11 protein-coding genes are annotated in these 14,336 nt (G+C 61.9%); 9 read left to right on the plus strand and 2 right to left on the minus strand.

Features of this window, described 5'->3' with window-relative positions; all coding sequences use genetic code 11:
- Nucleotides 1-10 precede the first annotated feature (10 nt).
- Nucleotides 11-1,864, minus strand: a complete 1,854-nt coding sequence (ilvD, locus tag HMPREF2912_RS01405) for a dihydroxy-acid dehydratase (RefSeq protein ID WP_070683064.1) — start codon at nt 1,862-1,864, stop codon at nt 11-13.
- 2 nt (nt 1,865-1,866) lie between these two features.
- Entirely contained in the window at nt 1,867-2,400 is a 534-nt protein-coding gene (locus HMPREF2912_RS01410; protein ID WP_070683065.1) for a PH domain-containing protein, read from the minus strand.
- Between the two features lie 314 nt (nt 2,401-2,714).
- Here HMPREF2912_RS01410 and HMPREF2912_RS01415 point away from each other — a divergent pair, with 314 nt between their 5' ends.
- From HMPREF2912_RS01415 to HMPREF2912_RS01455, 9 genes are all read left to right on the plus strand, one after another.
- The gene (locus HMPREF2912_RS01415; protein WP_070683066.1) at nt 2,715-4,547 is read left to right on the plus strand and encodes an acetolactate synthase large subunit; all 1,833 of its coding nucleotides are present in this window, start codon (nt 2,715-2,717) and stop codon (nt 4,545-4,547) included.
- Nucleotides 4,540-5,055, plus strand: coding sequence for an acetolactate synthase small subunit (ilvN, locus tag HMPREF2912_RS01420; protein ID WP_070528612.1), 516 nt, complete (start codon nt 4,540-4,542; stop codon nt 5,053-5,055). Before HMPREF2912_RS01415 ends, ilvN begins: the two co-directional genes overlap by 8 nt.
- Nucleotides 5,056-5,164: 109 nt before the next feature.
- A complete protein-coding gene (ilvC, locus tag HMPREF2912_RS01425) occupies nt 5,165-6,178 on the plus strand; it encodes a ketol-acid reductoisomerase (RefSeq protein WP_070683067.1) in 1,014 nt (337 codons plus the stop codon).
- Between the two features lie 112 nt (nt 6,179-6,290).
- A complete protein-coding gene (locus tag HMPREF2912_RS01430; RefSeq protein WP_070524423.1) occupies nt 6,291-8,084 on the plus strand; it encodes a GmrSD restriction endonuclease domain-containing protein in 1,794 nt (597 codons plus the stop codon).
- A 28-nt stretch (nt 8,085-8,112) separates the two neighbouring features.
- On the plus strand, nt 8,113-8,997 hold the full coding sequence (locus HMPREF2912_RS01435; protein WP_148138147.1) for a hypothetical protein: 885 nt from the start codon (nt 8,113-8,115) through the stop codon (nt 8,995-8,997).
- 44 nt (nt 8,998-9,041) lie between these two features.
- Entirely contained in the window at nt 9,042-10,628 is a 1,587-nt protein-coding gene (gene serA, locus HMPREF2912_RS01440) for a phosphoglycerate dehydrogenase (RefSeq protein ID WP_070528608.1), read from the plus strand.
- A gap of 135 nt (nt 10,629-10,763) precedes the next feature.
- Complete coding sequence (locus HMPREF2912_RS01445; RefSeq protein ID WP_070683068.1) at nt 10,764-11,783, plus strand: 3-isopropylmalate dehydrogenase; 1,020 nt, start codon at nt 10,764-10,766, stop codon at nt 11,781-11,783.
- 17 nt (nt 11,784-11,800) lie between these two features.
- Nucleotides 11,801-13,669 (plus strand): DUF294 nucleotidyltransferase-like domain-containing protein, encoded by a 1,869-nt coding sequence (locus HMPREF2912_RS01450; RefSeq protein WP_070683069.1) that lies wholly within the window; start codon nt 11,801-11,803, stop codon nt 13,667-13,669.
- Nucleotides 13,670-14,287: an exonuclease domain-containing protein gene (locus tag HMPREF2912_RS01455; protein ID WP_070683070.1), complete on the plus strand. Its 618-nt coding sequence runs from the start codon at nt 13,670-13,672 to the stop codon at nt 14,285-14,287.
- Nucleotides 14,288-14,336 lie beyond the last annotated feature (49 nt).

A 14,336-nucleotide genomic window follows, 5' to 3' on the forward strand; every position in this document is an offset into this window, starting at 1 on the left:
GCCCCATACTCTAATTGACGTAGCCATCCACCACGCGCACCGCACCACGGTCAGCGGAGGTGGCCATGTTGGCGTAGGCGCGCAGTGCCTTGGTGACTGGCCGGTTTCGCTCTTTCGGCGTCCACGGTTTCTCGCGCTGCTCCTCGGTGGCGCGGCGGCGTTCCAAGACGTCGTCGTCCACGTCGAGGGTGAGCTGGCGCTCGCGGATGTTGATGGTGATGGGGTCACCGTTTTCCACTAAGCCAATGAGGCCGCCGTGGGCAGCTTCGGGGGAGATGTGGCCGATGGACAGGCCGGAGGTACCGCCGGAGAAGCGGCCATCGGTAATCAAGGCGCAGGCCTTGCCCAAGCCAGAACCCTTGAGGAAGGAAGTCGGGTGCAGCATCTCCTGCATGCCGGGACCGCCCGCGGGGCCCTCGTAGCGGATGACGATGACATCGCCAGGCTGGACCTCCTTTTTCAGGATGATGGATACGGCCTCCTCCTGGGATTCCACCACGCGGGCTGGGCCGGTAAAGGTCCACAGTTCCTCGTCAACGCCGGCAGCCTTGACGATGGCCCCGTTGGGGGCGAGGTTGCCGCGCAGGACAACGAGGCCGCCGTCGGAGGAGAAGGCATGCTCGGCGTCGTGGATGCAGCCGTTGGAAGCGTCAGTATCCAGCTCATCCCAGCGGTTGGACTGGCTGAAAGGCTCGGTGGTGCGCACGCCGCCGGGGGCGGCGAAGAAGAGCTCGCGGGCAGCGTCGGTAGCCTTGCCGCCGCGGATATCCCACTCGTCGAGCCACTCCTCAGCGTTGTCGTAGAGGGCGGTATGGACCTTGAGGTTCAAGTGGCCGGCGCGGCGCAGTTCGCCCAAGATGGCAGGGATGCCGCCGGCGCGGTGCACATCCTCGATGTGGTAGGTGCCGTTGGGCGCCACCTTGGACAGGCAAGGCACGCGGTAGGAGATCTCGTTGATGTCCTCGAGGGTGAAGTCCACCTCGCCCTCCTGCGCGGCGGCCAGCGTGTGGAGGATGGTGTTGGTGGAACCACCCATAGCCATGTCCAGCGCCATGGCATTGGTGAAAGCTTCCTTGGTGGCGATGGAGCGCGGGAGAACGGCGTCGTCTTCTTCGCCGTAGTAGCGCTGGCACATCTCGACGATGGTGCGGCCTGCTTGTTCAAAGAGAGCGCGGCGCGCGCTGTGGGTGGCTAGCGTGGTGCCGTTGCCTGGCAGTGCGAGTCCGAGCGCTTCGGTGAGGCAGTTCATGGAGTTGGCGGTGAACATGCCGGAGCAGGAACCACAGGTGGGGCAGGCGGATTCCTCCACGCGGGTTAGGCCCTCGTCGGAGACGGCGTCGCTGGCCGACGCCGTGATTGCCGTAATCAGATCTGTCGGCGCGTGCGCCACGCCATCGACAACAACGGCCTTGCCGGCCTCCATCGGGCCGCCGGAGACGAAGATGGTGGGGATGTTGAGGCGCAGCGCGGCGTTCAACATACCCGGGGTGATCTTGTCGCAGTTGGAGATGCACACTAGGGCGTCGGCAGTGTGGGCGTTGACCATGTACTCGATGGAATCGGAGATGATCTCACGCGAAGGAAGGGAGTACAGCATGCCGCCGTGGCCCATGGCGATGCCATCGTCGACGGCAATGGTGTTGAATTCCTTGGGCACACCGCCGGCTTCGCGCACGGCATCGGCCACGATGTCACCGACGTTCTTGAGGTGGACGTGGCCGGGGACGAACTGGGTAAAGGAGTTGGCAATAGCGACGATTGGCTTGCCAAAGTCACTCTCCTTGGAGCCGGTAGCGCGCCATAGTGCGCGCGCACCGGATGCCTGGCGGCCAACAGTCGTGACTTTGGAGCGGAGCGGGTACATGGTTATTCCTTTAATTCGGGGTGTTTCTTGAGGTACTCGGCGTATTCCTCCTTGGTGAGGAGGACTTGCTGGCCATCTCGGTGGACGATGATGACCTTGTCGTCGGCAGCATCACGGCCTGCAGTCAATGCGTCGGGGATGCGCCCATTGGAAGCGGCGGCAAGGCGGGGGAGGGAGTTGAAGGTCACTCCCGGCAGGTTGAAGTTGTTGCCGCTTGTGGTGCGGGCGTAGGCCCGCGAGCGCTGGAAGCCGATTCCCTTGAAGTCGCCCCACGCGATGTTCTTGGGGCCGCGGAAGCCATAGGTGATGTGGATGCCCTTGCCGTCAACGGTGGTGCGTGCGCGTAGAACCCACCAGATGGCCAGCACCGGGAAGATGAGGACCCAAAAGAGGTACTTCGGAGCCCAGCCAATGCTGAGAAATGCAATGGCGGCGAGGATGCCAATGCCGAGGAGATGTTCGCGGGTGGGCTTGAACGTTTCGGCCGTGGGGTGTTCGGCACGAGTTGATGCGTTCTGCGGGTGTGAGGACGTCATAGTGGGTCATCGTAATTGACTGTGCGGCGCGGTGGCGAACCGCCCCACCTGTGCAATCTCGCAAAATGAGAAAAAGATCCCAAAAATGGGGGTAAATGCCAGCGGTGGTGTTTCTATCAGTGTACAGTTTAGCCCATGATCATTATTCGACTTCACCTCGTAGTAGTACCCGGGCGGCGCGAGCCGTAGCGAGTCCACAAGTGACGTCGACCAGCAAGCGCCCCCGTTACCTTCACACCCAGGAAGGAAAGACGGGGGCGTTAGTCGTTGGATGATCTCTTCACCACCCACCCCACTGAAGGAGCACATCAACCGTGACAGCTTCCACACCGCCACAGCGGGCGCCCGAGCGCATCACGGGCGCACACGCCATTGTCCGCACCCTCGAAGATCTCGGCACCGAGCTTGTCTTCGGCATTCCGGGTGGTGCCGTGCTTCCGCTGTACGACGCCCTCTTTGAATCCACGAAGCTGCGCCACGTGCTCACCCGCCACGAGCAGGGGGCCGGCCATGCAGCCGAAGGCTACGCCCAAGCATCCGGAAAGGTCGGCGTCATGATTGCTACCTCCGGCCCGGGTGCGACCAACCTGGTGACCCCGCTGGCTGACGCTAACCTGGACTCGATTCCCGTCGTGGCAATCACGGGCCAGGTGGGCAGCTCCCTGCTGGGCACCGATGCCTTCCAAGAGGCTGATATCCGTGGCGTGACGATGCCAATTACGAAGCACAACTTCATCGTCACCAAGGCAGAAGATATCCCCGGGGCGATCGCGGCAGCCTTCCATTTGGCCGCCACTGGGCGCCCAGGGCCTGTGCTCGTGGATATTCCGAAGGACGTGCAGAACGCTTATATGGAATATTCGGGCCCAAGGATGCCGGAACTACCGGGGTACAAGCCCACGACTACTCCGCACCCGCGCCAGATTACCCAGGCTGTTCAGCGCATTGCGCGCGCCGAGCGTCCGGTGCTCTACGTTGGCGGCGGCGTCATCAAGGCCGAAGCCTCCCGCGAGCTGCGCGAGTTCGCGGAGCTGACCGGAATCCCTGTGGTGACCACGCTTATGGCTCTCGGTGCCTTCCCGGGTAATCACCCGCAGCACATGGGTATGCCCGGCATGCACGGCACGGTGCCGGCGGTCGCGGCCCTGCAGCGGGCGGACCTTATCATCGCCGTGGGCGCACGCTTCGACGACCGCGTGACCGGTGATACGGACACCTTTGCTCCCCACGCCGAGGTGATCCATGCCGACATTGACCCGGCGGAGATCGGCAAAATCCGCGAGGTGGCTGTTCCCATCGTGGGCGATGCCCGCGAGGTGCTTTTGGGACTGACCAAGGCTTATGCCAATGATGCGGAGTTGGATGCCCCGCGAATTGGTCCGTGGATGGAGTATTTGGGGAACATGCAGCGCCGCTTCCCGCGCGGCTTTGAGCCGACGTCAGATGGCCTGCTCAACCCGCAAGAGGTTATCCAAAAGCTCAGCTCCATCGTTGGCCCGGAAGCTATCTACTGTGCGGGCGTGGGTCAGCACCAGATGTGGTCGGCGCAGTTCCTCGACTTCGAGCACCCCCGCAGCTGGATCAACTCCGGTGGCGCCGGCACGATGGGCTACGCCGTGCCCGCGGCGCTGGGGGCAAAGGCTGCCTGCCCGGAGCGAGAGGTCTGGGCTATCGATGGCGATGGTTGCTTCCAGATGACCAACCAGGAGCTGACCACCGCGGCCGTGGAAGGCTTTCCCATCAAGGTTGCCGTGATCAATAACGGCAACCTGGGTATGGTGCGCCAGTGGCAGACGCTCTTCTATGACAACAAGTACTCCCATACCAAGCTGCGCGAGCACGACGAATTTGTGCCGGACTTTGTCAAGCTCAGCGAAGCCCTGGGCTGCGAGTCCATTCGCGTCACCACGGCGGAAGAGATTGGCCCGGCGATTGAACGAGCGCGCTCAATTAATGACCGTCCAGTGGTTATTGACTTCATCGTGGGCCAGGATGCCCAGGTGTGGCCGATGATTGGCGGCGGGGCTTCTAACGAGGAAATCCAGTACGCCCTGGGCCTGCGCCCACTGTTTGATGACAATGAGTCCGCGGCCGAGGAACCGGCCGACATCCACGAATCTCTCGAGGAGGCCGAAAACAATGGCTAAAGACGACATCACCCGACACATCCTCTCCGTTCGAGTTCAGGATATTGAGGGCATCATCTCCCGTGTGACCGGCATGTTCACCCGCCGTGGCTATAACCTCATCTCGCTGGTGTCCGCTCGGACCGAGACGGAGGGCATTAACCGCCTGACCATCGTCGTGGATGCCTCCGAGGTCATCATCGAGCAGGTGACGAAGCAGCTCAACAAAATCGTCCCGGTGCTCAAGGTGGTGGAGCTGGAGGAAGAAAACACCATTGCCCGCTCGATCATGCTGGTAAAGGTTGCCGCGGATAACTCGAACCGCCCCCAGGTGGTCGATGCAGTGAACATTTTCCGCGCGCGCATCGTGGACGTCTCGCCGGAGTCCGTGGTGGTTGAGGCCACCGGTACGCCGGGCAAGCTGCAGGCGCTTCTCGACGTCCTCGAGCCTTTCGGCATTCGCGAGCTGGTGCAATCCGGCAACGTCGCGCTGGGGCGCGGGCCGAAGGCAATGGCACCGACAAAATAAAATCTCACAATGTGGGCGCAGTGTCCCAAATTATGATACAAATTCAATAGACCGAGTTACTACTTGATGAGTAGTACTAACGAACCCAAAGAGAAAAGGAACATCAAACATGGCTATTGAGACTCTGTACGAATCTGATGCAGACCTGACCATCATCCAGGGCCGCAAGGTCGCCATCATCGGCTATGGCTCCCAGGGCCACGCCCACGCTATGAACCTGCGTGACTCCGGCGTTGAGGTTGCTATCGGTCTGCGCGAGGGTTCGAAGTCCCGCGAGAAGGCCGAGGAGGCTGGTTTCAAGGTTTTCAGCAACGCTGAGGCCGCCAAGTGGGCTGATGTCATCATGCTGCTGGCACCGGATACTTCCCAGGCGGCGATCTTTACAGAGGATATCGAACCGAACCTGGAGGACGGCAACGCGCTGTTCTTCGGCCACGGCCTCAACATCCATTTCGGCCTGATCAAGCCGGCGGAGAATATCACCATCGGCATGGTTGCTCCGAAGGGCCCGGGCCACCTGGTTCGCCGCCAGTTCGTCGACGGCAAGGGCGTTCCCTGCCTGATCGCCACCGAGCAGGATCCGAAGGGCGAGGGGCGCGAGCTGACCCTGTCCTACGCTGCGGCCATCGGTGGTGCCCGCGCCGACGTTATCCCAACCACCTTCAAGGATGAAACCGAGACCGATCTCTTTGGTGAGCAGGCGGTTCTGTGCGGTGGCGTGGAGTACCTGATCATGAACGGCTTCGAGGTCCTGACTGAAGCTGGCTATGAGCCTGAGATGGCTTATTTTGAGGTCTGCCACGAGCTGAAGCTCATCGTTGACCTCATCGTTGAGGGCGGCATCAAGAACATGAACTACTCCTGTTCCGACACCGCTGAGTTCGGTGGCTACCTCTCTGGCCCGCGCGTCATTGACGCTTCCGTGAAGGAACGCATGAAGGATGTCCTCACTGATATTCAGGACGGCACCTTCGTCAAGCGCCTTGTCGCCAACGTTGAAGGCGGCAATAAGGAGCTGGAGGAGCTGCGCGCCAAGGTGAACTCCCACCCGATTGAGCAGACCGGCTCCCAGCTGCGTGACCTCATGAGCTGGGTCAAGAACCCGCTGGATGCAACTGCCTAAACTACGCTTCGACTACAGAATCCCGTTGGCCACTGGTCAGCGGGATTTCCTTTTGATGTGATGTTCGCACATAAACGGGCATATTCCCACATTTAGTTGTAGGCTCGGGGCCATGGGTTTCTCTACGCCAAGCTATGACCTTAATGACCTTTTCGCTCGCATCGATCGTGGTGATATTCAGCTGCCCGATTTCCAGCGCTCCTATGCCTGGGATGAAGACCGAATTCGATCGCTGATCGTCACCGTCCTGCGCGGATACCCGCTCGGTGCATTCATGGCCTTGGATACCCGCAATGAAGCCATGCGCTTTCGGCCACGGCCTCTCGCGGGCGCGCCTAACACTGGGGTGAACCCCGGCCTGCTCCTGCTCGATGGGCAGCAGAGGCTAACCACCCTGTATCACTGCTTCCGCGGTGAGGGCTTTGTGGATACCACCGATTTCCGCTCCAAGAAAGTCTCCCGCAAGTACTTCGTGGACCTGCGCAAAGCTACCTCCGAGGACATCATGCCGGATGAAGCTGTCTTCGCCATCAACCAGCACGGCGAACTGCGCTCCCACTTCGCGCCGGACATCGAGGGCACCTTGGATAGTCGCGAGGCCGCAGTACAGGCATGCTGCATCCCGGTCTCGGCGTTGCTGAGTGAGGAAGGCACCAGCATGCTCTTCGAGCTTGCGGCTGCTAACGATGGCGCCACCCGTGACGTCGTCGCTGCCTTCAATAACCGGATTCTACGGCCCCTGTCCGGCTACACGGTGCCGATGATTCGCCTCTCCCGCGAGACGGCGAGCTCGGGAATTGGCTCCATTTTCGCTCAGGCTAACTCGGCCGGTTTGCAGATGGACGTCTTCGATCTCCTGACGGCTGTCTTTGCTTCTGAAGATCCGGACTTTCACCTTGCGGAGGACTGGGCAGGCGTCGAGAAGCAGCTGCGTGCCTTCCCCGCGCTCGACGGCATCGGCCGCAACGAGTTCCTTTCGGCAGTATCGCTGCTGGTGTCCGGGGAGAAGGGGAACGCTGGCGGGCAGCGCGAAGATATCTTGCAGCTGTCACTGAATGAGTACCGCAAGGCCTCGCAAACCCTGGTGATTACTTTCCGTGAGGTTGCTGAGTTCTTGGCCGAGCGCTGCATTCTCTCCCTTGAGCAGGTACCTTATTCCGAGCAGATCATTCCGCTGGCTGTCATCCTTGCGCGCCTGGCAGAAAAGAAGGGCGTGCTGTCCAGCCAGGACGCATGGGACCGCCTCAACCAGTGGTTCTGGAGCGGTGTCTTTGGTGAGCTTTATGGCTCTTCTGCAGTGAGGCTGCGCGCTGCGCGTGATGTCGATGAGGTCACCGCGTGGGTCGCGGGTGAGACCGAGGATGTCCCGAAGACTGTGCGCGATGCCTCCTTCCGCGAGTCCCGCTTGTTGTCTGTGGGGGAGCACGACGGGGTGTGGCACGGCCTCTATGCTTTGCTTATGGCACGCGGCGCGAAGGACTGGCGGACCGGCCGCCCGTTCAACCGGCACAGCTTTGAGGAGCTGCAACCAGGCTTCTTCCCGGTCTTCCCGCTTCGTTGGTGTGAGCGCCACGGCGTCAGCGGTGTGCTGGCCAACTCCGTGCTCAACCGCACGCCGATGGGCAAGCGCACCGAGGTTGTCCTCGACGGGCACTCGCCGGAGCGCTACCTGCCGCGCGTGCAGTCGAAGTCGATTATGGAAGACGCCGAGTTCGACAGCGTGCTGGCCTCCCATGACCTGGAGCCGGAGCTGCTGACCGCGAAGACTGCGCATCAGTTCTTCGCCGATCGCCGCGAGCGTTTCGTGGGCATCGTTGAATACGCGCTCAACAAGAAGGTTGTGCGCGACGTGGATGAGGCGAACCTTTCCGGCGGCGAAGAGGGCCCGCAGGCCTTTGCACGTTAAGGTGTCGTCGTCGGGCGCGCTGCGGGCCGTGCCTGTAGCGCTGCTGCTGGGCATGAGCGCGCTTGCGGCGGTGGGCTGCTCTTCGCTTGGGCGCGGTGAGCCAATCCTGACGCAGGACATTACCGCCCGCCCTGAGGCGGAGATTGACCTAGCCCGCGCGAGCGAAGAAAACCGTCTGCGGCTTATTGACCCGCAATTCGCCAACGAGGTTACGGTGGTTGAGGACCGCTGGGGAATTGACTCCGCACGCTTGTTCTTCAAGGAAAGCAATACGCTGATCTTGGCCGAAGACTCAGATGCCGCTGCCCTGCGGGCCGCGACGCTGAGCGTATCGCAGCGCGTGCCAATGGTGACCTACGATTCATCGATTCGCCCGCAAATCTCGCAGCTGCTTACCGACCTTGACGTTGACCAGATCCTCGTCATCGGGAATGTCCCATGGGCTAGCCACAATGGCGAACGTGAAGTGGTGCATGATCCGGGAAACACCAAGGCGCTGGGGGAGTACACCGCATTCCGCTTTGAATCCAAGGTGGTGGTGAATCGCGAACGCATGGTGGACAGCATCACGCGCCTAGATTCTTCGACCAAGACGGAGTTGAAGGCCGCGTGGGAACCCCTGCCGCAGCACCTTACGAAGGAAAAGATGCCAGCGATTCCTGCCCAGGCGCGCCGTGATGCGCAGATGGCACCGGTGATCGTTGCGACGAAGGACAGCCCTTTAGCAAACGTGGTGAACGCCACCGCGTATGGCGGTACGGTGTTCGTGATGGCGCAACCGGATCCGACGGCAACGAAAGCCGGCGCGGCGATTACTGCGGGGTTGGCGGATGGCCCGATCGTGGCCCTCGGGCCGGAATTCGGTTCAGTGACAGAATTCACGCATAAAATCGCTCAGGGTTGGAAAGAATAAACTACACTTCTCGGCATCCACATTTCAGACTAGTGAAGGAAGTTATGTCGAAGCCGGTCGTACTTATCGCCGATAAGCTTGCAGAATCCACCGTCGATGCTCTCGGGGACACAGTTGAGGTCCGCTGGGTTGACGGCCCCAACCGCGCGGAGCTGCTTGCCGCGGTGCCGGAGGCGGACGCCCTCCTCGTCCGCTCCGCTACGACCGTGGACGCGGAGGTGTTGACCGCAGCGAAGAACCTGAAGATTGTGGGGCGTGCCGGCGTCGGCTTGGACAACGTTGATATCCCCGCTGCTACCGAGCGCGGCGTCATGGTTGTCAACGCACCGACCTCCAACATCCACTCCGCCTGCGAGCAGGCGATCGCGCTGCTTCTCGCCACCGCACGCCAGGTTCCGGCGGCGGATCAGTCCCTGCGCCAAGGTGAGTGGAAGCGCTCCTCCTTCAAGGGTGTTGAGGTATACGGCAAGACCATCGGCATCGTGGGTTTCGGTCACATCGGCCAGCTCTTTGCCCAGCGCCTGCTGGCATTTGAGACCACCGTCATCGCACACGACCCTTATGCCAACCCGGCCCGTGCGGCAGCACTGGGCGTGGAATTGGTGCCCCTTGAGGAACTCATGTCTCGCGCTGACTTCGTGACCATTCACCTGCCCAAGACCCCGGAGACCGCCGGCATGTTTGACGCCGAGCTCCTAGCGAAGGCCAAGAAGGGGCAGATCATCATTAACGCCGCCCGCGGCGGCTTGGTCGATGAGGCAGCCTTGGCTGCTTCGATCAAATCCGGTCACCACCGCGGCGCTGGCTTCGATGTCTATGCCTCCGAGCCGTGCACAGATTCCCCGCTCTTCGAGCTTCCGCAAGTTACCGTCTCCCCGCACCTTGGCGCGTCTACGGTCGAGGCTCAGGATCGTGCGGGTACCGATGTGGCTGCCTCCGTGCTCAAGGCACTGGCCGGCGAATTCGTTGCCGATGCCGTCAACGTCGAAGGCGGCCGAGTCGGCGAAGAGGTTGCCGGCTGGTTGGATCTGACACGCAAGCTGGGCCTCGTTGCAGGCAACCTGTTGGACGCTGCGCCGGTTGCCGTCGAGGTGGAGGCTTGCGGCGAGCTGGCCAACGAGGATGTTTCGGCTCTTGGATTGTCCGCTGTTCGCGGGCTGTTTTCTGGCGTGGTCTCGGAGACCGTTACTTTTGTGAACGCGATGCAGATTGCTGAAAGCCGCGGCGTGAGCGTGGACGTCAAGACCAACGTGGAATCGAAGGGACACCGCTCCTCCGTGAGGGTCAAGGTTATCGGCCCCGACGGCTTGGTATCGCAGCTCACTGGTGCCCTGACTGGCATCGACGGCGTCGAGAAGATCATCCGCATCAATGGCCGTGGCGTCGACATGCGCGCTACGGGCCGCAACCTCTTCTTCTCCTACAAGGATGCCCCGGGTGCCTTGGGCACTGTCGGTACGAAGCTTGGCGCTGCCGGCATCAACATCGTGGCGGCTGCATTGACCCAGGGCAAGGATGTCTCCGATGCAGTCCTTATCTTGCGAGTTGAGCGCGAGGTGCCGGAGGAGCTTGTCGAGGAAATCAACGCGGCGCTGGGTGCTACCTGCCGCCAGCTTGATTTGGATGCCTAGTCTGGACAGCTGAACCTTTCATCCCAGCCCCCGTGAAGGACCGAGAACGGTTCTTTGCGGGGGTTTCGCCGCCCTCAAGGCAGAGGGGGTGGTACTCTCACATATATCCAATATGTGAGAAAGGAATCCCGCAAAATGAAACTGGCAGTGATTGGCGGCGATGGAATTGGTCCCGAGGTAACCGCGGAGGCGCTCAAGGTCCTGCGCGCGGTGCGCCACGACGTCGAGGTGACGGACTATGACCTCGGCGCACGACGCTACCTGCGCAACGGGGAGCTGCTTACTGACGCCGACCTGGCATCCCTGCGCGAACACGACGCCATCCTGCTCGGCGCCATTGGTGCGCCCGGTGAGGTCCCGCCCGGTGTGCTTGAGCGCGGGTTGCTGCTGAAGATGCGTTTCGCCCTGGAACATCACGTCAACCTGCGCCCCTCCAAGCTGTACCCGACGTCCACCTCTCCGCTGGCAAACCCGGGCGATATCGACTTCGTCGTCGTCCGTGAGGGCACCGAAGGTCTGTACTGCGGAAACGGTGGCACGCTGCGCGAAGGTACTGAACACGAGGTGGCCTCGGAGGTCTCTCAGAACACGCGCTTTGGAGTTGAACGCGTGGTGCGCGATGCCTTTCAGCGTGCGATGGGCCGCCGCAAGCACGTGACTTTGGTGCACAAGACCAATGTCCTTGTTAACGCCGGTGGCCTCTGGCAGCGCACGGTGGACGAGGTTGCGAAGGAATTCCCCGAGGTCACCGTAGATTACAACCACATCGATGCCGCAACGATCTACATGGTCACCGACCCAGCTCGCTATGACGTCATCGTGACCGACAACCTCTTCGGCGACATCCTGACCGACTTGGCGGGTGCAGTTACCGGCGGTATTGGTCTGGCTGCCTCCGGCAACATCGATGCCTCCGGCGCTAATCCCTCCATGTTCGAGCCGGTCCACGGCTCCGCCCCGGATATCGCGGGCAAGGGCATTGCGGATCCCACCGCGGCGATCCTGTCGGCGGCCATGCTGTTGCGCCACCTCGGGGATGAGGAGAACGCCGTGCGCATCGAAGAGGCCGTGGCTGCCGACGTCTCCTCCCGCGGCGACGCACAAGCGCGCACCACCGAAATTGGTGATCGAATCGCCTCCGCGCTCAGCGCCTAGCCCTGTATGGTTGGCGCATGAGCGTCGAAATAGACGAGGTCACCAGCTTCCTCGCCCAGAATGAGCCTTTCTCCCACCTGCCGGAGGAAGAGCTTAACGCGCTGTCCTCACAGTTGAGCATGATCTACCTGCGCCGAGGGGATATCCCCATCAAGCTGGGACAAGAGAATGCCAACCTCCACATCATCCGCACCGGGGCGATTGATGTTTTGGGGGAGGACGGCATGCTGCTAGACCGCCGCGAATCCGGGCTCACCTTCGGTTATTCCACGCTGCAGGGGGAGCCGCACTCCGCTTATGAGATGGTCGCGGTGGAGGACAGCCTCGTCTTCACCCTGGCGCAGGAGGACTTCAGCGAGTTGTCCCGCCGCAACCCCGACATTGCGCGTTTCTTTTCAGCGCAATCGCGCCAGATCCGTGCGGCAGCACGCGAGCTTTCTGAATCCACTTCGACCGACGTTTTACGCACGCCGCTGCGAGAGCTTACTCGCACCGACATACTGACTGCGCCGGCTGCCACCACCATCCGCGAAGCCGCGATGCTGATGACGGACCGCGGCGTGTCCTCACTGCTCGTTGTTACACCGGGTTCAGATTCAGCCAAGCGTCTTGCCGGCATTGTGACCGACCGTGATCTGCGCACCCGCGTGCTCGCCGCGGAGCGTGACCCTGCTGAATCGGTGGGGGAGATCATGACGCCTCAGCCCCTCACGGTATCGGCGGATGCCCCGGCCATGGAAGCACTCTTGCACATGGCCGAGCGCGGAATCCACCATTTGCCGGTGGTCAAAGAAGGCGCCCTGCAGGGGATTGTTACGCAGTCGGACGTTACCCGGCTGCTGCACAATGATCCGGTCTACCTTGCGGCGGATCTTTCACGGCGCTCCAGTGTTGCGGAGCTGAATGGTGCCTTCAACGAGGCCACGCGCCTGGCCGGGCGCTTCGTGGAACGTGGCTCGACACCGGCGGAAGCCTCGAGCTTGGTCACGCTTGCCGCCGATGCGGTAGCGCGCCGCCTGTGCACCCTTGCCGAGGAAGAACTGGGTCCTCCGCCAGTGGAGTATGCCTTCGTGGCCGTGGGTTCGCAGGGGCGGCGCGAGATGGCACTGGCCTCAGATCAAGATAATGCGCTCGTCCTCGCGGATGATTATGATGCCAACGCGCACGGCGAGTATTTCGCTCGGCTTAGTACCTTCGTGTGCCAGGGCCTTGCCGCCGCCGGTCAGGCTCTGTGCCCAGGTGACATGATGGCCATGAACGCCGAGTGGCGGATGACGCGCTCCCAATGGATCGACACCTTCCGCAAATGGATCCGGGACCCCCAACCGGAGGCGCTGCTCAACGCCCAGATTTTCTTCGACTTCCGCGTGCTCTACGGAAGCGAGGAGCTGGCCCTCGAGGTCCACACTGCCGCCGTGGAGATGGGCAAGGGTGCGACGCGCCTGCACGCCCACCTGGCTAGCCTGGCCGCGCGCCGCGAGCCGCCGCTGACGCTCTTTCGCGGACTCGTGGTGGAGCGCGATGGCGACTATGCACATACCCTCGACATCAAAAAGGGAGGTACCGCGGGTATTGTCCAGATGGCCCGGCTCTTCGCCTTAGCATCCGGCTCCACGGTTGTGGACACCCGCCAGCGCCCAAGCGAAGCCGCCGGGAACGCGGTGAGCCGCCGCGGTGCACAGGAGCTTCTCGACGCCTTCGACTACCTCCGATCCCTTTCTTTCGAGCACCAAGCTCGACAGTTGCGAGAAGGCCACAAGCCGAACTACCACATTGACCCCAAGAGCTTGGGCCGCATGGATCGCGAGCACCTGCGCGATGCTTTCCGTGCGATCAAATCCATGCAGAACGCGCTTGCCACCAAGTACCCGGTGAGGAGTATCTAGATGTGGAGCCGGTGGAGCCGCCGCGCGGATTGGGGCGCGCCTGCACGAAGCACCCCGCTCGATGAGCTGGGATTGCTCGCCGTAGATATGGAGACCACGAGTCTTGATCCGCGCACAGGAAAGATTGTTTCTATCGGGTGGGTACCGGTGAACGGCGGTGTTATCGACCTATCTGGCGCCGGCTATACCGTGGTGCGCGGCGCGAAGGTGGCCGAAGATGCACATGTCCACCTGCTCACTCAAGACAAAGTCGATGCCGGCGAAGAACGCGAAGTGGCAATCAAGCAGTTGCGAAAGGCCCTGAACGGCCGAGCGCTACTCGCTCACTTCGCACCTGTGGAGGTGGGCTTCATAGAAGCGGCTTCCAAAGAGATATTTGGTCAGGTCCCTCGGTTGAGCGTGGTTGATACCTTTGCTATTGAGCGGCGCCACATGGAACGCATGGGCACTTATCCGCGCGGCGAGGACCTGCGCCTTCCCCGAGTTCGCTCGAGATACGGTTTGCCGCGCTATGGCAATCACAACGCGCTGAGTGATGCTTTGGCCTGCGCTGAGCTATATCTGGCACAGCGGGGGAGCACTCGGGCGGTGACCTTGGGGGACGTCGCCAAGCGCTAGGCGGCCGAGCGGGCTCTGTTCCACAGGTTGGACGCCTGCAGTATCATCG

Origin of the sequence: Corynebacterium sp. HMSC056E09, assembly GCF_001813425.1 — a bacterium.
Lineage (GTDB): Bacteria > Actinomycetota > Actinomycetes > Mycobacteriales > Mycobacteriaceae > Corynebacterium > Corynebacterium hesseae.

What these genes read in the sequence shown, in the direction of transcription:
- ilvD (WP_070683064.1), bottom strand. Translation starts at nt 1,864, where the DNA reads ATGTACCCGCTCCGCTCCAAAGTCACGACTGTTGGCCGCCAGGCATCC.
- HMPREF2912_RS01410 (WP_070683065.1), bottom strand. Translation starts at nt 2,400, where the DNA reads ATGACGTCCTCACACCCGCAGAACGCATCAACTCGTGCCGAACACCCC.
- ilvN (WP_070528612.1), top strand. Translation starts at nt 4,540, where the DNA reads ATGGCTAAAGACGACATCACCCGACACATCCTCTCCGTTCGAGTTCAG.
- ilvC (WP_070683067.1), top strand. Translation starts at nt 5,165, where the DNA reads ATGGCTATTGAGACTCTGTACGAATCTGATGCAGACCTGACCATCATC.
- HMPREF2912_RS01430 (WP_070524423.1), top strand. Translation starts at nt 6,291, where the DNA reads ATGGGTTTCTCTACGCCAAGCTATGACCTTAATGACCTTTTCGCTCGC.
- serA (WP_070528608.1), top strand. Translation starts at nt 9,042, where the DNA reads ATGTCGAAGCCGGTCGTACTTATCGCCGATAAGCTTGCAGAATCCACC.
- HMPREF2912_RS01445 (WP_070683068.1), top strand. Translation starts at nt 10,764, where the DNA reads ATGAAACTGGCAGTGATTGGCGGCGATGGAATTGGTCCCGAGGTAACC.
- HMPREF2912_RS01450 (WP_070683069.1), top strand. Translation starts at nt 11,801, where the DNA reads ATGAGCGTCGAAATAGACGAGGTCACCAGCTTCCTCGCCCAGAATGAG.
- HMPREF2912_RS01455 (WP_070683070.1), top strand. Translation starts at nt 13,670, where the DNA reads ATGTGGAGCCGGTGGAGCCGCCGCGCGGATTGGGGCGCGCCTGCACGA.